This is a genomic window from Burkholderia sp. ZZQ-2, from assembly GCF_050768715.1.
Lineage (GTDB): Bacteria > Pseudomonadota > Gammaproteobacteria > Burkholderiales > Burkholderiaceae > Burkholderia > Burkholderia cepacia.
On record NZ_LDVA01000358.1, the window covers coordinates 1 to 17,847 of the forward strand.

The 17,847-nt window shown below is 63.3% G+C and carries 16 protein-coding genes; 11 read left to right on the top strand and 5 right to left on the bottom strand.

Annotation, left to right across the window (positions count from 1 at the left end):
- The first annotated feature begins 116 nt into the window (after positions 1-116).
- From ABY44_RS34940 to ABY44_RS34965, 6 genes are all read left to right on the top strand, one after another.
- Entirely contained in the window at positions 117-329 is a 213-nt protein-coding gene (locus ABY44_RS34940) for a DUF1656 domain-containing protein (RefSeq protein ID WP_027792190.1), read from the top strand.
- Positions 330-331: 2 nt separating this feature from the next.
- The gene (locus ABY44_RS34945; protein WP_059693688.1) at positions 332-1,309 is read left to right on the top strand and encodes an efflux RND transporter periplasmic adaptor subunit; all 978 of its coding nucleotides are present in this window, start codon (positions 332-334) and stop codon (positions 1,307-1,309) included.
- The gene (locus ABY44_RS34950) at positions 1,306-2,835 is read left to right on the top strand and encodes an efflux transporter outer membrane subunit (RefSeq protein WP_027792192.1); all 1,530 of its coding nucleotides are present in this window, start codon (positions 1,306-1,308) and stop codon (positions 2,833-2,835) included. The genes ABY44_RS34945 and ABY44_RS34950 overlap by 4 nt, the downstream gene beginning before the upstream one ends.
- A gap of 267 nt (positions 2,836-3,102) precedes the next feature.
- Positions 3,103-3,528 (top strand): TOBE domain-containing protein, encoded by a 426-nt coding sequence (locus ABY44_RS34955; protein ID WP_027792193.1) that lies wholly within the window; start codon positions 3,103-3,105, stop codon positions 3,526-3,528.
- A 99-nt stretch (positions 3,529-3,627) separates the two neighbouring features.
- Complete coding sequence (locus ABY44_RS34960; RefSeq protein ID WP_060170303.1) at positions 3,628-4,218, top strand: nitrogen fixation protein NifQ; 591 nt, start codon at positions 3,628-3,630, stop codon at positions 4,216-4,218.
- Between the two features lie 15 nt (positions 4,219-4,233).
- Positions 4,234-4,719, top strand: coding sequence for a bleomycin resistance protein (locus ABY44_RS34965; RefSeq protein ID WP_330996595.1), 486 nt, complete (start codon positions 4,234-4,236; stop codon positions 4,717-4,719).
- Positions 4,720-4,762: 43 nt separating this feature from the next.
- On the opposite strand, the gene ABY44_RS34970 is transcribed toward ABY44_RS34965, so the two are convergent.
- Together ABY44_RS34970 and ABY44_RS34975 are read right to left on the bottom strand one after the other, a co-directional pair.
- Positions 4,763-5,824 carry a DMT family transporter gene (locus ABY44_RS34970; RefSeq protein WP_060170057.1) on the bottom strand — a complete coding sequence of 354 codons (1,062 nt, stop codon included), beginning with the start codon at positions 5,822-5,824 and terminating at the stop codon, positions 4,763-4,765.
- A gap of 499 nt (positions 5,825-6,323) precedes the next feature.
- Positions 6,324-6,986, bottom strand: a complete 663-nt coding sequence (locus ABY44_RS34975) for a ProQ/FinO family protein (protein ID WP_021163663.1) — start codon at positions 6,984-6,986, stop codon at positions 6,324-6,326.
- A 756-nt stretch (positions 6,987-7,742) separates the two neighbouring features.
- On the opposite strand from ABY44_RS34975, the gene ABY44_RS34980 reads away from it, so the two are divergent.
- Complete coding sequence (locus tag ABY44_RS34980; protein WP_060085823.1) at positions 7,743-8,327, top strand: DUF2889 domain-containing protein; 585 nt, start codon at positions 7,743-7,745, stop codon at positions 8,325-8,327.
- Between the two features lie 134 nt (positions 8,328-8,461).
- Here the strand turns inward: ABY44_RS34980 and ABY44_RS34985 are convergent, their stop codons facing one another.
- A complete protein-coding gene (locus ABY44_RS34985) occupies positions 8,462-8,953 on the bottom strand; it encodes a flavodoxin family protein (protein WP_059693699.1) in 492 nt (163 codons plus the stop codon).
- Between the two features lie 188 nt (positions 8,954-9,141).
- Positions 9,142-9,795 (bottom strand): TetR/AcrR family transcriptional regulator, encoded by a 654-nt coding sequence (locus ABY44_RS34990; RefSeq protein WP_059693701.1) that lies wholly within the window; start codon positions 9,793-9,795, stop codon positions 9,142-9,144.
- Positions 9,796-9,878: 83 nt separating this feature from the next.
- Between ABY44_RS34990 and ABY44_RS34995 the strand changes: the two genes are divergently transcribed.
- The 4 genes from ABY44_RS34995 to ABY44_RS35010 all read left to right on the top strand — a co-directional run bounded on the left by ABY44_RS34995 (position 9,879) and on the right by ABY44_RS35010 (position 15,672).
- Positions 9,879-11,003 (top strand): MBL fold metallo-hydrolase, encoded by a 1,125-nt coding sequence (locus tag ABY44_RS34995; protein WP_060170054.1) that lies wholly within the window; start codon positions 9,879-9,881, stop codon positions 11,001-11,003.
- Between the two features lie 124 nt (positions 11,004-11,127).
- Positions 11,128-12,144 carry an AraC family transcriptional regulator gene (locus ABY44_RS35000; protein WP_060170049.1) on the top strand — a complete coding sequence of 339 codons (1,017 nt, stop codon included), beginning with the start codon at positions 11,128-11,130 and terminating at the stop codon, positions 12,142-12,144.
- A 1,808-nt stretch (positions 12,145-13,952) separates the two neighbouring features.
- Positions 13,953-14,648 (top strand): ParA family protein, encoded by a 696-nt coding sequence (locus ABY44_RS35005; RefSeq protein ID WP_011350423.1) that lies wholly within the window; start codon positions 13,953-13,955, stop codon positions 14,646-14,648.
- Positions 14,641-15,672 (top strand): ParB/RepB/Spo0J family partition protein, encoded by a 1,032-nt coding sequence (locus tag ABY44_RS35010; RefSeq protein WP_060170047.1) that lies wholly within the window; start codon positions 14,641-14,643, stop codon positions 15,670-15,672. Before ABY44_RS35005 ends, ABY44_RS35010 begins: the two co-directional genes overlap by 8 nt.
- A 94-nt stretch (positions 15,673-15,766) precedes the next feature.
- Here the strand turns inward: ABY44_RS35010 and ABY44_RS35015 are convergent, their stop codons facing one another.
- The gene (locus ABY44_RS35015) at positions 15,767-17,083 is read right to left on the bottom strand and encodes a replication initiation protein (RefSeq protein ID WP_021163671.1); all 1,317 of its coding nucleotides are present in this window, start codon (positions 17,081-17,083) and stop codon (positions 15,767-15,769) included.
- Between the last annotated feature and the right edge of the window lie 764 nt (positions 17,084-17,847).

Here is a 17,847-nt window from a genome sequence, read left to right on the forward strand (position 1 = left end):
CGCGCTCGTCGGCCTGCGCCTGTCGCTATATCCGGCCGCGGCGGGGCAGCCGCCGCAGGCGCCCGACGGAGCACGCGCATGATCCCGCTTTCCCATCCGTCTTTCCGACCGCGACCATGATCGGCGAAATCGACATCTTCGGCGTATTCGTGCCGGCCCCGCTCGTGCTGATGCTGATCGCCTACCTGATCAACATCGTCGTGCGCGCCGTGCTCGAGCGCGTCGGCTTCTACCGCCTCGTCTGGCACCGTTCGATCTTCGACCTCGGCATCTACGTGTTCGTGTTTGCCGCCGTCGTGATCGTTTCCCACCATCTCGTGGCTAGCTAACCGTGAAAAAAACCTGGCTCTCGGCAGGGCAAATCCTGCTTACCCTGATCGTCGTCGTCGTGGCGGCCGTCGTGCTGTGGCGCATCGTCAACTACTACATGTTCTCGCCGTGGACCCGCGACGGTCACGTGCGCGCCGACGTGATCCAGGTCGCGCCAGACGTGGCGGGCCTCATCACGTCGGTGCAGGTCGCCGACAACCAGGAGGTCAAGCGCGGCCAGGTGCTGTTCGTGATCGACCAGGCCCGCTACACGCTCGCGGAACGCCTCGCCGAAGCCACGCTCGCCCAGCGTCGCGCGACGCTCGCACAGGCGAAGCGCGAATACGCGCGCAACCTGCAGCTCGGCAACCTGGTCGCGAGCGAACAGGTCGAGGAAAGCCGCACGCGCGTCGAACAGGGTGAAGCCGCCGTCGCCGATGCGCAGGTGTCGCTCGACACCGCGAAGCTGAACCTCCAGCGCACGACGATCGTCAGTCCCGTAGACGGCTACCTGAACGACCGCGCGCCGCGCATCGGTGAATACGTGCCGGCCGGCCGCGCGGTGCTGTCGGTCGTCGACCGCAATTCGTTCCGCGTCGACGGCTACTTCGAGGAAACCAAGCTGCGCGGCATCCATATCGGCCAGCCGGTCGACATCATCGTGATGGGCGAACCGCATACGCTGCGCGGCCACGTGCAGAGCATCGTCGCCGCGATCGAGGATCGCGACCGCACGCAGGGTGCGAACCTGCTGCCGAACGTGAACCCGGCATTCAGCTGGGTGCGTCTCGCGCAACGCGTGCCGGTGCGCGTCGTGCTCGACGAAGTGCCCGACGATTTCCGCATGATCGCGGGCCGCACCGCGACCGTCTCGATGCGCGAAGCCGACACGCGCCGCAACGACAACGCGAAGCCGGCAGGCGCCGGCACGGCGTCGGCCGTCGCGCCGGGTTCGACGGCTTCCGCCACGGCCGCCAGCGCAGCAGGAGCATCGCAATGAAGCGGCATGGTCTGCGCCTCGCCGCGACGCTCGCACCGCTTGCGCTGGCACTCGGCGCGTGCAAGTCCGTCGGCCCCGATTACACGCTGCCGCAGCAGGCGTACGTGAATGCGCCGCTCGCGAACCACGCGCTCGACGACGCGAACGGCACGCTCGTGTCGCGCGACGCCGTGCCCGGCAACTGGTGGCAGCTCTACGACGATCCCGTGCTCAACGCGCTCGTGCGCGATGCACTGAAGTCGAACACCGACCTGCGCGTCGCCGCGGCCAACCTCGCGCGCTCGCGCGCGGCGCTGGAAGTCGCGAGCCAGCAGGGCGGCTTCTCGGGCGGCGCGGAAGCCGCCGTGCAGCGCGCGCAGGAATCGGCCGAGCAATACCTGCTCGAGAACAAGCTGCCGGTCGTCAACGAAGGTGCGGTCGGCATCAATGTGTCGTACGAGATCGACCTGTTCGGCAAGCTGCGGCGCGGCGTCGAAGCCGCGCGCGCGGACAGCGAGGCCGTCAGGGCCGCCGGCGATCTGGCGCGCATCACGGTCGTCGCCGACGTCGTGCGCGCGTACGTCGAATCGTGCTCGGCCGGCGACGAGCTGGCCATCGCGAAGCAGTCGCTCGCGCTGCAGAAGCAGCGCGTCGCGCTGTCGCAGCGGCTGCGCGATGCCGGGCGCGGCAACCAGACCGACGTGACGCGCGGCGTGACGCAGGTGCGCACCCTCGCCGCCGATATCCCGCGCTTCGAAGGCCGCCGCAAGGTCGCGCAATACCAGCTCGCCGCGCTGCTCGCGCGCTCGCCGGCCGACCTGCCGAAGGCCGTCGCCGAATGCGAGCGCCTGCCGAAGCTGCGCCAGCCGATTCCGATCGGCGACGGCGCCGCGCTGCTGCGCCGCCGCCCCGACGTGCGCGAAGCCGAGCGGCAACTCGCCGCCGCGACCGCGCGCATCGGGGTGGCGACCGCCGCGCTGTACCCGTCGATCAGCATCGGTGCGTCGGCCGGCTCGGTCGGTGTCGCCGCCGATCTGTTCTCGTCCAACACGAATCGCTGGTCGTTCGGCCCGCTGATCAGCTGGTCGTTCCCAGTCAACGGCCAGCGTGCGCGAGTGCGCGAAGCGGAAGCCGCGACGGGCGGCGCGCTCGCGCACTTCGACGGTGTCGTGCTGAACGCGCTGCGCGAGACGCAGTCGAGCCTCGCGACCTACGCGGCCGACGTGCAGCGCACGGAAGCACTGCGCACGGCTTATGAATCGGCACGCAGTTCCGCCGACGAAACGCATCGTCTCTATGTGGCCGGCCGCGAGTCGTTCATCTCCGACCTCGACGCGACGCGCACGCTGACGAGCGTGCAGGCGCAGGTGGCGGCAGCCGAAGGCCAGGTCGCGGCCGACCAGGTGCGGCTCTTCCTCGCGCTCGGCGGCGGATGGGATGACGATGCGGCATCCGACGCGTCGAAACAGATATCGAAACAGACGCCGAAGCCGGCACCCGCAAGCGGTGCGTCGGCGGCCTCGGCCGCCGTGACCGCAGCCGAGTAACCTGCCGGTGAAGAACGGGGAGCGCGTTTGCCGCGCTACGCGCGCCGTCCGCTGATCATCTCGCCGGGTGACGCGCGCGCGGCCAGCCTGGGCTCGCCGGAAGCGTTCGACGCATGGCCCCCCGGGCAGCCGTGCGACCGTGCGCAACCGGAATGCCGGGCATCGCAAACCCGAGCCGCATTGGGCCGGCATTGAAGGTAAACTCGTCCGCACTTTTCCGTCTCTTACTCACCGCCCGCCGGGCGGTTCATTTTCCGGAGATCCATCATGCGAACCAGCGCCCGCAACCATTTCGCCGGCCAGGTCAGCGCCGTCAAGACCGGCGCCGTCAACGACGAAATCACGCTCCGGACGCAGGACGGCCTCGACATCGTCGCCGTGATCACCCACGGCAGCGCGGCTTCGCTGGGCCTCGCGGCCGGCTCGAAGGCGTTCGCGCTCGTGAAGGCGTCTTCGGTCATCGTGATGGTCGACGTCGACAGCAGCAAGGTGTCGGCCCGCAACTGCGTCGCGGGCACCGTATCGTCGGTCACGAAAGGCGCGGTCAATTCGGAAGTCGTGGTCAAGGCCGCGGGCGGCGCCGAGATCGTCGCGATCGTCACCAACGACAGCGTCGATCGCCTCGGCCTCGCGAGCGGTACGGCTGCGTCCGCGATCTTCAAGGCATCGAGCGTGATCGTCGGCGTCGAGTGAACGCGTGACGATCGTGATGGCGATGGCGATCCGTTTGGCATCGCGCATTCGTGCGGATCATGCGGCTCGCACCGTGCGGCTGTCGCGCCGATGCTGACGATGACCGCCGCGTTCGATGACGCTCGACAACGGGCGCTGCAGTCGCTGCTGTCCGCAGCTGCAAACGCCGACACGCCCGACGCACGCCTGTTCGGCACGCTCGTTGCGGCACGCGCGCGCCGCAACGACCTCGGGCTGCTCGGCCTGTCTCATCCGCAACTGGCCGCCGTGCTGACGCGGCAGTTTCCGCGCCTGCCTGCGGCCGACGCCGCGGCTCTCGTGCCGACAGCCGCGACAGCGCTGCTGCCATCCACCCACGCTGCGTTTGTCGCGACGCTGCACGCGCGGCTGATGGACGACGCGAATCCCGCCGTCGACCGCGACGACGCCGGCTGTCTCGCGTCGATCGTCGCGCACGCCTGCCTGCGCCCCGATCATCTGTGGCGCGATCTCGGGCTCGACGGGCGTGACGCTGTATCCGCGATGCTTGGTCGCTATTTCCCCGCGCTTGCCGCACGCAACGTCGCTCACCTGCGCTGGAAGAAATTTTTCGCGCAGGAAGTGGCGGCATCGCTCGATGTGCCGCCGGGCCCGGCGCCAGGGTGCCCGGGCTGTGAGGATTTCGGCTTCTGCTTTCCTCAAGCGCGATAGTCGCCACAGTAACCCGTGCTGCCGATTCGATTCGTCGCATCGCCATTCGAAGAAGCCGCGTTGGCCGACATTGCGCCCCCCAGCCTGCCATCGTGCGGTTTCGAAGCCGCCTTCCGCTTCTACGAAAAACCGGGATTCGCTGAAACCTGGCACGACCGCGGCTGGATACGCATCGAGCACCGCGACCCGTTGCCGGAATTCCATCCGCATCGCAAATTCAATGCGGCGACGAGTTGGTTCAGTCGCCGCTTCCGGCTCGCGAACTTCCGCACGCTCTTAGACGACGTGCTCGCAGCCGGCATTCCCGAACAAACGACCGGTTGTCCGCGCGCACCGGCCCACGCACAGAGCCTGGGGCGGCAGAGTCGGCTCACCGATCGATCCGGACAGATTGCCGCCCCAGTTGAGCCAGAGCGAAGACCAGGCTCGTCCCCGTTGTTGCGACCGCGACCCGGCAGCGCTGCCAACAGATGCGAGCGCGATGCAGCGCATGCCCCATAAACGGTTACCTTACGCGCCGCTTCGTCCGCCGTTCGTGGCACGGTCAATGCCGGTGTCGGTGATGAATGTCCGGAAAATGCGCATGGCTGTGCGTGATCGGCAGATGCACGTGCGGATGCGTGTGCGGTTCGTTGCCGTCATACGTAAAGTCGTGCGCATGCTGGTGATGTTCGTCGTGCCGATGGGGGTGCGTGTGCTCGAGCCGCTCGTGCGTATGCGTGTGTTCATGCCGCTCGCGAACGTGCAGCCAGATACCGAGCGCCATCAGCACGGCAGCGATCCAGAACGCCGCGGGCGGCAGCGCGGGCCAGATCAGCAGCGACAGCACGACGCCGAACAACGGCGCGATCGAGAAATATGCGCCCGTGCGCGCGCTGCCGAGATGACGCAGCGCGACGACGAACAGCACGAGGCTGATCCCGTAGCCGCCGAGCCCCGTCAGCATCGCGGCGGCCGTGACCGGGAGAGCCGGCAGCGTCGCGCCGGTCGCCAGCGCGATGCCGATGTTCACGGGCCCTGCAATCAGCCCCTTCACGCACGCGATGACCATCGCATCGTTCGCGGCCACCTTGCGGGTCAGGTTGTTGTCGATCGCCCAGCACAGGCACGCGCCGACAATCAGCAACGCGCCGACCGGCACACCGGCCCGACCTGGCATCCACGACAGCAGCGTGCCGCCGGCGACGATCGCGACCATCCCGAGGAACACTTGCGTATCCACGTTCTCGCGAAACACCACCCATGCGATGACGGCCGTCAGCACGCCTTCGAGATTGAGCAGCAACGCGCTCGTCGCCGCTGGCGTGCTCGATAGCCCGAGCATCAGCAAGGCCGGCCCGGCCACCCCGCCCGCCGCGATCGCGCCGGCCAGCCACGGCAGGTCAGCGCGCTGCAGCGGCGCGGCGTCTGCGGCCGGTGCGTGACGGTTGTGCAGGCGGCGGAGCAGGATACCGATACCGAGCCCGACGCCGCTGCCGAGATAGAACAGACCGGCGACCATGAACGGCGACATCGCGCCGATCAGCGCCTTGGCAAGCGGTGTCGCGGCGCCGAACAGCGCGGCAGCGGTGAGCGCGACGAGAATCGCGGAATGTCTCGAGTGCATGATCGGACTGGATTGACGTTGAATGGCGCCGGTAGCGGCTTCGGGTTGTGTCGCAGTTGGCGTTCAGTACCTTTCTGAATGCAAGCTGCATCGCACCCGTCAACTTGCGAACGAACCGACGTGCCCCGGCGAGATTATCGCGCGTCAACGTGTCAGGACGACCGGGCGCGAGCGCTCACGCCGTGTCGATGCTTCCGGCATTGCGCCATTTTAGGAAACCGAATTAACTGGATGAAGCGTCGTCGCGTTCCGGACATGCGTACCGTCCACGCGCAAACGACACAGTCGAGACATCGCGCGTGCAGCACCGATCGACGAACTTTCTTCGTCCGGTTGCAGGGTCTGTTCGAGGCGGGATAGATAAGAACCCGGCGCGTCAGGCGCCGGTGGGAGGAGTCCTGACCTGCCTCTGTCGAGGCAGGTCAGTCAGTCGTGTCGTTCGCCGCAGGCGATGTGCATGCGGGTCAGCGCCGCGCGGCATGCAGCCGCGCGGTGCCGGTTACTCGTTTCCGGCCGTTTGCTGCTCGACCTGCGGCACTGCGTCGGCTTGCGCTTCCACGTTCGCCGGTTGCGGCTCGGCGGCCGCCTCGGCCTGCTGCTCGGCCTTCGGCTGCTGCTGCGCGCCCTTGGCGGATTGCGCCGCGCCCTTGCCGGGGCGGCGAGCCTTCAGCCGGCGCGCCCGCGCTGCGTCGTCATGCGTGACGCGCCCTGCTTCGTTGCCCTGCAGGTCGACCCGCACGGCATCTTCGACGAGGCACGACCAGTAGCGGTTGCCGCGGCACCACGTCGACATCGCTTCGCGCAGTTCGGCTTCGTTGAGCCCGACGGCCTGTGCTTCGCGCGCGAGGTCGTCCCAGATGCCAACCTTGAGCGGCACTTTGGGGGCCGGATTCTTCGGGAACGCACGCGGAAACTTACGCTGCAGTTTGCCGATCGCAACGATGACCGGATCGACCGGCGCCGACGGCTTCGCCGATGCAGGCTTCGCGCGATGCGGTGCTTTGCCGCCGGCCGCAGCCGGCTTGGCGCCACGCTGCGGCTGGTCGCCGGACTTCGGCTTCGCGCCGGTGTCCGCCGGCGCTGCCGGCCGCTTCGCGTTGCGCTCCTGCTTGGCCTTCGCTGCGAGCTGCGCCCGCAATTCGGCAAGTTGTTCAAAACCCATAAATTCAATCCACCAGGAATATAAGGTGTGGTTCGTGCGGTCACACCGCGCGGCGCACCAGCTTCGCCGCCATGCGTGCGACCCGTCTGCCGCCGAGGCGGAACACTACGGGGCCGCATCGCGCACGCCACTCTGTTTTCAGGCACCCGGCCACGATGCCGGACAAGGCAGGAGTGGAAGTATACCGGTACGCGCGACGGCCGGTTGACTCACTGGTCTGCATTGACCCGATTCGGGGTACCGGAAATGCATCCGTACGGTCGTGTTGCGCATTATATGGATACGTCTCCGGAAGTCACGTCGTTCACCCTCGTCGGCGGAAATCGGGGCCATCTTGCGCGCCGCGATTGCCCCGGCGGCGGCACTGGCCGACGCCCCACGAGAGGTATTCCGCCTTTGGGGCGCCGCCGCGATCGTGCCGCATCGATGCGCCGCGAACCTCGGTCGCCATTCGCGATCCCGGGCGGCGCCGTCGGTTGTGTGTAAATCGACGATTGCGCCAATGTGAAGCGCCCGGCGACGGATCGGCGCGTGTATCGCGGCATGCGAATGCCTCCGTCGATCGCATCGATATCCATACTCGACTCGTTGCGTCCGCATCGATCCCGTCGCGTACGAAGATGCCGAAAAGTACGTAGTATGGCCGGATCGATGGCAGCGGCGGTATCCCTCGGCCCCTTTCGCTGCGCACCGGGCCAGCCGTCGACATCTCGCTTGCCGGCGAAAAGAACCGGTTGCACGAAACGGAGCAGATACATGGTTCCCCCACATGACATCCCGCACGACGGCATCACGCGCGAGGAAATACACCACCGGCAGATCGACATGCGCGGCTATCGGCGCAGCGACGGCCAGTTCGAAGTAACAGCCTGCCTCGCGGATCGCAAGACTTTCGATTTCACACCGCCGGGCGGCACCCGGACGGTCACTGCGCTGTCGCCGATCCACGACCTCGGCGTGACATTGGTCTTCGACGCCGACATGATCGTCCGCGCCGTATCCACGTTCCTCCGGTCACATCCGTATGCGCAGTGTCCGGGTGGCGGCGACTCGCTGCAGACGCTCGTCGGATTACGCATCGGCGCCGGCTGGAACAGCGAGGTTCGCAAGCGCCTGCCGTCCTGCGATACGTGCACGCACCTGAAGGAATTGCTCGGCCCGATCGCCACCACGGCCTATCAGACAATGGTCGGCATGCGGAGGTCATCGCTCGAGGAGCGCGACAGCGACGGAAAGCCGCTCAAGATCGACAGTTGCCATGCATATGGCGCATCGCGCGATCTGGTGAAACGCCTTTGGCCCGAATACCACCGGCCTTCGGCGCAAACAAAAGGCAGCTAAGCGCCAGGCGGTCGCGCCAGTCCAGTGCCCGCACCGCAGGATCGGTACCGCACCGGTGTGCACGCGTCATGTGCACGAACGTACTTCGGTCCGGCCTCACGCCGACCGGCCGACGCTGTCGGCGGCCTGAGTGATCAGAAAACGCCCAGTGCAAGTCCCGCTGCAAGACCGGCGCCCAATTCGGCGCAGCGCGCGAGATCGTCGCCGTCGATCGTCTTGGCCGCGAGGATGCGTTCCGGCGTCTGCGCGTGCGTACAGACGATCAGGCCCGGCGCCACGCTCTTCAACCGCCAGCCCGTCGCGATCCGGTCGATCTGGCGCAAGGCGTTCTGTCCATCGCTTCCCGCGCAGATCATCACCGCATACGGGCGGCCGTTCACGCGATCGAGCGCCGCGTAGTAGCAGCGGTCGAAGAAATCCTTCATCAGCCCGGACATCGCCGCGAGATTCTCAGGTGTCGCAAACAGATAGGCATCGGCGTCCAGCACATCGTCTGCGCTCGTCGCGTCCGCGCGCTGCAGCCGGACGTCGACGCCGGATTGCTCACGCGCCGCGCCGGCAGCCGCTTCGGCCATCTGTTGCGTGCCTCCGGTCATCGTGTGATAGACGATCAACAGCGTCTTCATGCGTCGTCACTCGCGTTCGGCTTCAGGTAAGCCGGCGGCGTCGCCGGGTTCTGCTGGATGGCCAGCGATCATGTGAGGCGGTTCTGCATCCGTGGATCTGCCGGTTTGCCGGCTCGTCGGGCCAGGGCGCGCGTCGAACATGCGCATTGCGCCGGCCTCGCTTCGCGCATGATCGACCGGATGCACGATCAGTCCGCTGCGGCGCGTGACGCGTCGGAGTCTTCCGGTCGCGCGTAGTACGCGAGAAACATGTCTGCGGCGGATTCCGCGACTTTTAGTTGCTCCGGCGCCGCGAGTGGCGGCTGACCCATCGTGATCTGCGGCCAGAACGCGAATGCCTTCACGACACCGTGCAGCTGATGCGCGGCAAACACCGGATCGGTGACCGACAGGCGTCCGGCCGCCGCGGCCGTTCGCACCCAGACCGTCATGTCTTCCTCGCGCTCGCCGAGACGCTCGACCATGTCGCGCGCGCGTTCCGGCGAATGGATGGCCGCACCGATCGCGACACGTGCGAGCGCGAGAAATGCCTCGTCGCCGAGCAGGCGCATTTTGCGCTCCAGCAACGCGAGCAATTGCTCGCGCAGCGGCACGTCGGAACGATAGGTTGGCGAGCTGCCGGTTCGAGTCGCATCCCACAATTTTTGCAGGATTGCGGCGAACAGCGTTTCCTTGCCCGGAAAGTGGTTGTAGACCGTGCGTTTCGACACGTCCGCGCGCGCGGCGATTCGATCCATGCTGGTCGCGTCGTAACCCGACGCGAGAAATTCCTCGATGGCCGCGTCGACGATGGCCGCGCGCTTTCGATCGGTCAGGCGCTGAGGGGGAGTGCTGGTATCCATTCGGAAATTTTACACCGCGTAGTTTACTTACCCAAAAAATAAACTACACTGTTTAGTGTACTTTATTCTCCGGACGAACCTACATGGCATCGCCTCTCGTTTTGATTCATCGCATTCTGGGTTTTGCGGCCGCCCGACGCGGCCGCACGCTGTCTGGCGGCTCGCCGCAGCACAATGGCGAGCGCTTCAGCAATGTCGCACCCCGGCCGGCCGAGGGGTTGGGCAAGACACTCGGCATCGCGTGGAACATGCTGTTCAACAAGCCGCGCAATACCGTGCCCGCAGGGATGCTGCCCGTCGATTCGCTGACCCGCGCGGAACTCGACGCGGCCCCCGATCGCAGCCTGTACCGGCTCGGCCATTCAACGCTGCTGCTCAAGCTGCGCGGCGAATTCTGGCTAACCGATCCCGTCTTTGCCGAGCGCGCGTCGCCGTTTCGTCGCGTCGGCCCAAAGCGTTTCCATGCGCCTCCGATCGCACTCGAAGATCTTCCGCCGCTGCGCGGCGTGATCCTGTCGCACGATCACTACGATCACCTCGACCGCGACACGGTACTCGCGCTCGCGGCAACCACCGGTGTGTTCGTGACAACGCTGGGTGTCGGCGACCGCCTGATCGAATGGGGAATCGACGCGAAGAAAGTCCGTCAGCTCGACTGGTGGCAGAGTGTCGACGAAGCCGGCTTGACGCTGACCGCCACGCCTGCCCAGCATTTTTCCGGGCGCAGCCTGTTTGATGGCAACAGCACGCTGTGGGCATCCTGGGTCATCGTCGACGACGACTTGCGCGTGTTCTTCAGCGGCGACACGGGCTACTTCGATGGTTTCCGGACGATCGGCGAGCGCCTCGGGCCGTTCGACGTCACGCTGATCGAAACAGGCGCATACGATGCGCAATGGCCGTACGTCCACATGCAGCCGGAAGAAACCGTGCAGGCGCACATCGATTTGCGCGGACGCTGGCTGGTCCCGATCCACAACGGCACGTTCGATCTCGCGATGCACCGCTGGCAAGAACCGTTCGAGCGCGTCACGGCGCTGGCGATCGTGCGTGGAGTCGAACTGTCGACGCCCAGGATGGGCGAGCGCCTCGCTCTGGACGAGCCGCATCGCGGCGAGCGGTGGTGGCGCACTGTGGACGAGCGCGTGCCATCCGTTGCCACGAAATCACGCCGCTGGCCACTTTGCACGTCGCAAGCGACGAAGTAGGTACACCGGACATTGCGCATTTTCCCGGGAGCGCGGCAACGCCGAGCCTCCGGGAAGCTCGTTTCCGGCGTACCTGCACGTCGATGGGCCCGCCTGTAGACCCGATTACCCGAGTAGAGAAGTCATGCATCCGGCACCTGCCCCACACTCCCCCGGCCAACAGGTCGACGCCGCCACCATTGCTGCATTCAACCCCGCCTCTCCTCGATCGACCCGCCAGAGCCGGGAGAACGACCTGCGGCTGACACTCGCAGAGCGCGTCGCGAGGTGGACGGACGGTGTTGACCACCTCACCACGGCCATTCCGAACCTGAGCCTCCATCGAAGGGAGACACCGACGCAGCCGATGGACTGCATGGTCGAGCCAAGCTTCGGGCTCGTCGTCCAGGGCACGAAGCGGATCATTCAAAGCGGCGATGTGTATCTATGCGATGCCAACCGTTTTCTGATCACGTCGCTCGACTTGCCTGGTTCAACGCAGGTCATCGAGGCCAGCCGAGAAACGCCGTTTCTCGGGATCGGGCTCAAGCTTGATTTTCGCGTCATGGCCGAACTGATGGCGCAGGTCGCACCGGATCACGAGGATGCCCCCGCAGGTCGCGGCCTCGTCGTCGGCGATATGACCGAACCGCTCTACGACGCAGTCAACCGGTTGCTGGCGTTGCTCGATGATCCCAACGCCATTGCAGTTCTCGCTCCGTACGTCGAGCGGGAAATCTACTACCGGCTGCTGACGAGCGACCAGGGTGGCCGCCTGCGTCAGATTGCGTCCGCCGGCAGTCAGGGCAACCGCGTGTCGCGGGCGATCCAGTGGTTGCGAACCCATTACGACGAGTCGCTGCGAGTCGACGATCTGGCGACGCAGGTTCAGATGAGCAGTTCGACTTTCCATCACCACTTCCGCCTGCTCACTGGCATGAGTCCGCTGCAGTACCAGAAATGGATACGACTCAACGAAGCACGTCGGCTGATGTTGTCCGAGCGACTCGACGCCACGTCGGCATCGTTCCGGGTTGGATATGCGAGCCCGACCCAGTTCAACCGCGAATACAGTCGGTTGTTCGGTAATTCGCCGCGAAGAGATATCGATAACCTGCGCAGCGGAACGGATGTCGTTCTGTCGGTGGCGGCAACGTACTGATCGCCGGAGTTGTACCGAAGATGCAGGATGCCGATTTTGGCGGTATCCGCGGAATGGTTGGATCGGTTCCACGCTTGGTCAGGGCGAGTCACACGCTTGCAGCGGGACGCGCGCCTCTCGATTTCTTGCCGACTCAGGACTGACGGCTCGGCGGCCGCCTGGCGACTTGTAATTGAGTATCGATTGATGCGTGACTGCCCCTCGAAGTCGGATGTTTCCCCCAACTCGCGAGCAAAGTGCAGATACAAGCAGTTCGTTCCATGCCGCTCTCATGAGCCGGTGATGACTTCGCCCCCCTCTTCAACGACAAAGTCCCTTGGCGGCCTTCCCAGCGCTCGGCCACAAATTCTTTGGCGCCGGGATTCTCGCGTCACTCTGTAATCCAACGAGTTGAGCAACCAATGCGAGTTGTCACGTGACAACTCGCGCCGATTATTGGCGCGGACATCCGATCAGAGACTCGACAGCGTGTCGCGGTGTATGTGATCCGCGGAATTCGATTTGTCTCAGCTACCTGGGCGGGCCACATAAATTTCAAACACTACATAATACGTATCAATAAATACATATCAACGCATCTTTATGCGCGCTCCCGGACGCGGGGCACGAAATGATCATGCGCCCCCATTTAAAGGCGCAATCTTGTCGATATTGCGTGAAACAACATGAAGAATATTGCGCAACTCGTTGCTGGATAAGGACTTCCACGAGCATCGAATTTCTTGAAATTGTTTCACGATCTGGCCCGTTTGAGTTTTCACGCGACCTTCAATCTGGGGTTTGTCGCAAATCGAAGCCTCGTACGCACGGCTGTCGTGCGAAAACTGTTACTGCGTCGGCGGGAACGGGGTAGGCACAACAAGACCTCGCCCTACCCTGCTGGCTAACGTTCGATGAAGATGCAACTGAGCGTTTCCCAACAAATGGGGACATATCACCGATGCTTATGGCATACGCTCGGGGTGCTGTTCCAGTAAGCTGGCCCCACCGTTTTTCGGGGGTATGAATGCGGATTGCCGACGACGAAGGGGCGGAAACTGCGATCAAACGATGCATCAAGCTCTTCGATACAGTGTCTGCCGACCGACGTGCAGGGCAACGTGGCATTCGACACACACGCTCCTCAAACAACACTCCAGTTGTCACGTAACAACTCAGCAAACAACCGCCCCCTCCGGAGAATGGCCTTTCGCGACGAGCCAACAGTGACGAATCATTCCTATACCGATCTTTCTGTTCAATCAGCGGGATTTGGTCGCAACAGGGATCGAAAACGACTCAGAGCGGCCGTCGCCGGACGTTCTGGGTCGATTGTCACGTGACAACTCACCTCGCTGCGAGGTAATCGTGCGAAACCAACGATCGAACATTGAAATGATCTCACCGAGGTCGTAACCGCGATCTATCCAACGATTTCTCGGTGTCGGACCGCATTGAAAAGTGCCAAGTTTCTACGTCTTGTCACGTGACAACTGAGCTTCCCGACGACATTCTCTAAGCCGACCTACCGGAGTCACTAAGAGTTTTGCCGAGAGCTCCGCAAGATCAAGCGGCCAGCCCCCAAGGCGTCAATCCGTCACCACCGTTAAAGCTCGTCGATCTTTCCCGCGATCTTTGTACGTGCATTTCGAGCAAGATCGTCGATTTTATTTTTACTCGATCATCGTCCATCGCTGACTCGTTAGCCATTCGGCTACTTGTCACGTGACAACCCAATCGGTCACTAAGACATACATCGCATCGACGGTTTTTTCTGGACATTTAGATAACAACTGCATATATTACGTAAAACTCCGTGGAGGAATTTAATGGCTTTCAAGATCGCCGTCAGTAATCAAAAAGGTGGGACTGGGAAGACAACCATCTCCGTCAATATCGCGGCTGCGTTCGAAGCAGGCGGCAATAAGGTCGCCCTGATCGATGCCGACCCTCAAGGCACGTCCGTCCGGTGGGTAACGAGCGGCGAGAACACGTTACCGATGACGGTGCTTTCGCTAGCCCCTGCCGGCCGCGGCATTGGCGGCGAAATCAAAAAGCAAGACGCGAACTTCGATGTGATCGTCGTCGACTGTCCCGGCAACCTCGAAGATCCGCGAATCGCATCGGTACTCGAAGTTGCCGATTTCTGCCTTGTGCCGCTGTCGCCGTCGCCGGCCGATCTCTACAGCACCGTCGCGATGATCCGCATGATCGAATCGATGCGATCCGTCCGTAACCCAAATCTATCTTCCGCATTAATGCTGAATAGTGTTAATGGAAAAACTAAAATGCGTGAAGAAATTTTAAAAATTCTAAGAGCAGAAGAAATAGGGGAGCATCTGCTCGACAGCCAGATCGCGCAACGCGAGGTCTACCGTCAGACGTTTGCACTCGGCACCACGATCCATCATCACAATCGGTACCTGAAAGGCCTGAAAGAAGCCCGAGCGGAAATCGAAAAGCTGGTCACGGAAATGGCCCAATACATCGCGTCGACGCGCGCTACCGGAGCCGCCCATGGCTAAGGACACCTCGAAAGACAAGAAGCCGACCGGCAACCTGCATCTCGCAGCCGGCCTGCTGCGCGGGCTCGCGCAGGAAAATGCGGCGCTCGAAACGCGGCTGCCCGAACCGGCGGCCGCACCGAGCACCATCGGCGAATCGGCGCCCGCCAGCGCTCCGCCCGCGGCCGCACCCGCTGGTACGGCCGATCTTGGCGCGCCACAGAAGGTGCTGGTCAAGGATTGCATTCCGAACCCGTTCAACCCGCGCGTGTTCTACTCGGAGTCGAGCCTGCACGAACTCGCCCTGACGCTGAAACGGGAAGGGCAGATCGAGCCGATCAAGGTGACGCGGCTGCCGGAGTTTCCCGGCAAGCTCGTCGTGATCGACGGGCAACGCCGGCTTCGCGCGACGAGCATCAACGGCGACGAAACCATCAACGCCACGTTCCGCACCGATCACACGCCCGAGCAGCTCTACACGATCGCGTATCGCGCGAACCACGACCACGAACGCCAGACGATCTTCGACGATGCGGTCGCGTGGAAGCGTCTCCTCGACGAGAAGGTCTTTTCCGACCAGAACACGCTGGCGGAAAAGATCGGCAAGGACAAGGCATCGATCAGCAAGACGCTGTCGCTCAACGCACTCCCGAACACACTCCTTGAACGGATGGCGAGCGCGAACGACGTGGTCGGCCTGCAGGCGGCGTATTTCCTGAAGCTGATCTTCGAACGCCTGGGCGAGCCGACGGCCGACCGGCTGCTGACGGCCGTGATCGACCGGAAAAAGTCGGTTCGTGATCTCGAGAATTTCCTGCGTGCGCAAAGCGACGGCAGCAAGAAGGCAGGACGCACCCGTTACAGCGTCCGGCACGACTTCGCGCTCGAATCGCAAGCGATCGGTCAGTTGAAGACCTATCCGGACGGCCGCCTGGATCTGCAGCTCAAGGGCGTCGACGCATCGCACCAGGAGGCGCTCGCCGACAAGCTGAAGACCGTCATCGACGCGTACGTTGCCGAGCTGGCAACGGCTACGCAAAAGTAACGCGCGAAAAGCAGAAGGCCTCGCATCCGTGTTTCATCGCGAAGCCGGACGATGACGTCCGGCACGCGACGCGCACCCGGCTGCGAGGCCTCGTTCAGTTGCCTGCGAGACTGCTTTTCAGCAAGAATTCCAGCAAGTCGTCCGAGGTCGGTTCGCCCCACGTATCCAGCGCGAGCCATCGGAAGAAACTGGTCTGCGCGAGTTTGCTCGCCTTCTTCTTCGGCGACAGCGTCAGATCCTTCGAGCCTGCCACCGTCTCGTTGTAACGCTCGATCAGCTTGGTCTGGTCGTCGATCTCCAGTTCGCGGAAATACGCGCCTGCCTCCTCGACCTTCGCCGCCAGATATTTGTCGCGAATCTGTTCCTGCTTGCTCTGCGCAGATTCCTTCGCCGGTGCGGCCGCCTCCGTTCCCTGCCCGTCGGCCAGTGTATAGCCGTGCGTCAACGCCTTGCGGAAGTACGCGGCCACGTTGTCGACCGGCGCCGCATTCTTCTTCGTAGTCCGATTGAGCGTGTAGGCAATTGCAGCCTTGATGCGCTGCACGCCGTATTGCGTGATCAGCCGACGCGCTTCCGAACGCGGAATGCCGAACTTGGCGACCTCCTCGACCAGCGCTTCGTTCTTGACGTCGCCGTCCTCCACCGTATCGGCGCTCTGCTTGCGCGTCACCTTGAACTGGACAGCTTCCACGCTCCGGCCGGACTTGTGTTCGATCAGCTCGAGCGTGTGATCCGAAACTTCGTTCACCTCCTGAATGCACGGCACCAGGACCTTGCTCTTGAACAGCTTGTATTCCTTGTACGACTGCGACGCCTTGTCCTGGCCGAGAATGAGGTCACGAAATTTCGGTAGCGGGATCTTCGCGGTGATGCCGATTCCTTCGTAGCGCACCGTGTTTTCCCACAACGCGAGCGAGTGCGACCGCCGGAACTCGCGGGCGATCCGCATATCGATCAATGCGTAGATCTCGGGGTTGAGCAACTCGCTGCGAATCTGGTCGGAGAAGCTGTACTTCAGCACCGATTGCTCGAGCTCCGCGCCGGCGAGGAGGCCTGACGCTTTCCAGACGGTCGATCGATCCGCGGCCAGATAGTCCCAGTTGACGACTGTACTGATCAGCGAGTTGACCGTGTCCTTCACGTATTTCGTGTTGTTGCTGTTCAACCCGCTCTCGTGCGAGAGCGACGCGATCGAGATCGAGAAGCTCGTCCGGCCCGGCTCGAACGCCTCCTGCCGAAGCGCGTTCTTGATCAGCGAGCTGAACATCTTGCGCTGCTGCAGCCCGATCTTCCCGGACTTGGGCGCGATATGAATCGCCTGGACCGCCTTGCGCAGCAAGTCGGGAGGCTCGGGTGTCTGAAACAGCGAAACCTGTTTGTCTGAGCCTTTGCTTGCGGGCTTGCGCGGCATCGTAATGTCCGGATAAGGTCACCTTGTTGAGAGCGGACTTTATACCTTTTCGCGGCGAGGGGCAACGCCCTTGTTCCTGCTTTACTTGCACTATCTCGGCTAACCTTCAGATACGAAAGGAAAATATTCGATCAGACGATCTTTGCGGGACCCCATAACCATCTACCTTTCGATCAAAATGCTTCCCACAAGCTGCTACCTTTCATATCCGGTCACGGAAACCCGGCACGGGATTTGCCCTCGCCAAGGTAACCATCCATGGGAAACAGATGTGCAGAACCGAGATCGTTGGGCACATTCATGGTGCCGTGCAGCACAGTCTCGTTTTCCTCCCATAACTTGCTACCTTCATCGATTCCCACAGGAGGGTACCTTTCAACCGGTCTTGATTGCATGGACGCCGCAGACAGCTCCCATAAACGGCAACCCTCTGGTTTCCCCATAAGAGGTTACCTGTCCGTGCGATCGATCCTGTCCATGGGAACCAACCACTGGAAAACCTGGAAAAAGGCAATCGGGCAGCCCCGGATGCCACCCATAACCGGGTACCTTTGAAGCGCCCCATAACCGGCTACCAAAGAAAAATCACTGTGCACTCAGGCGTCTAGGGATCAAAAAAATGCCCCATAAAAGGCTACCTACATGCCTTCCCATAGACGACTACCCAACGTGTTCGGTGGCCGATTTCCCATAACCGGGTACGCTTGCCCCATATCCACAACCCTGACTCCCCACAACCCGGTACCCCAAACCCCAAATCCACA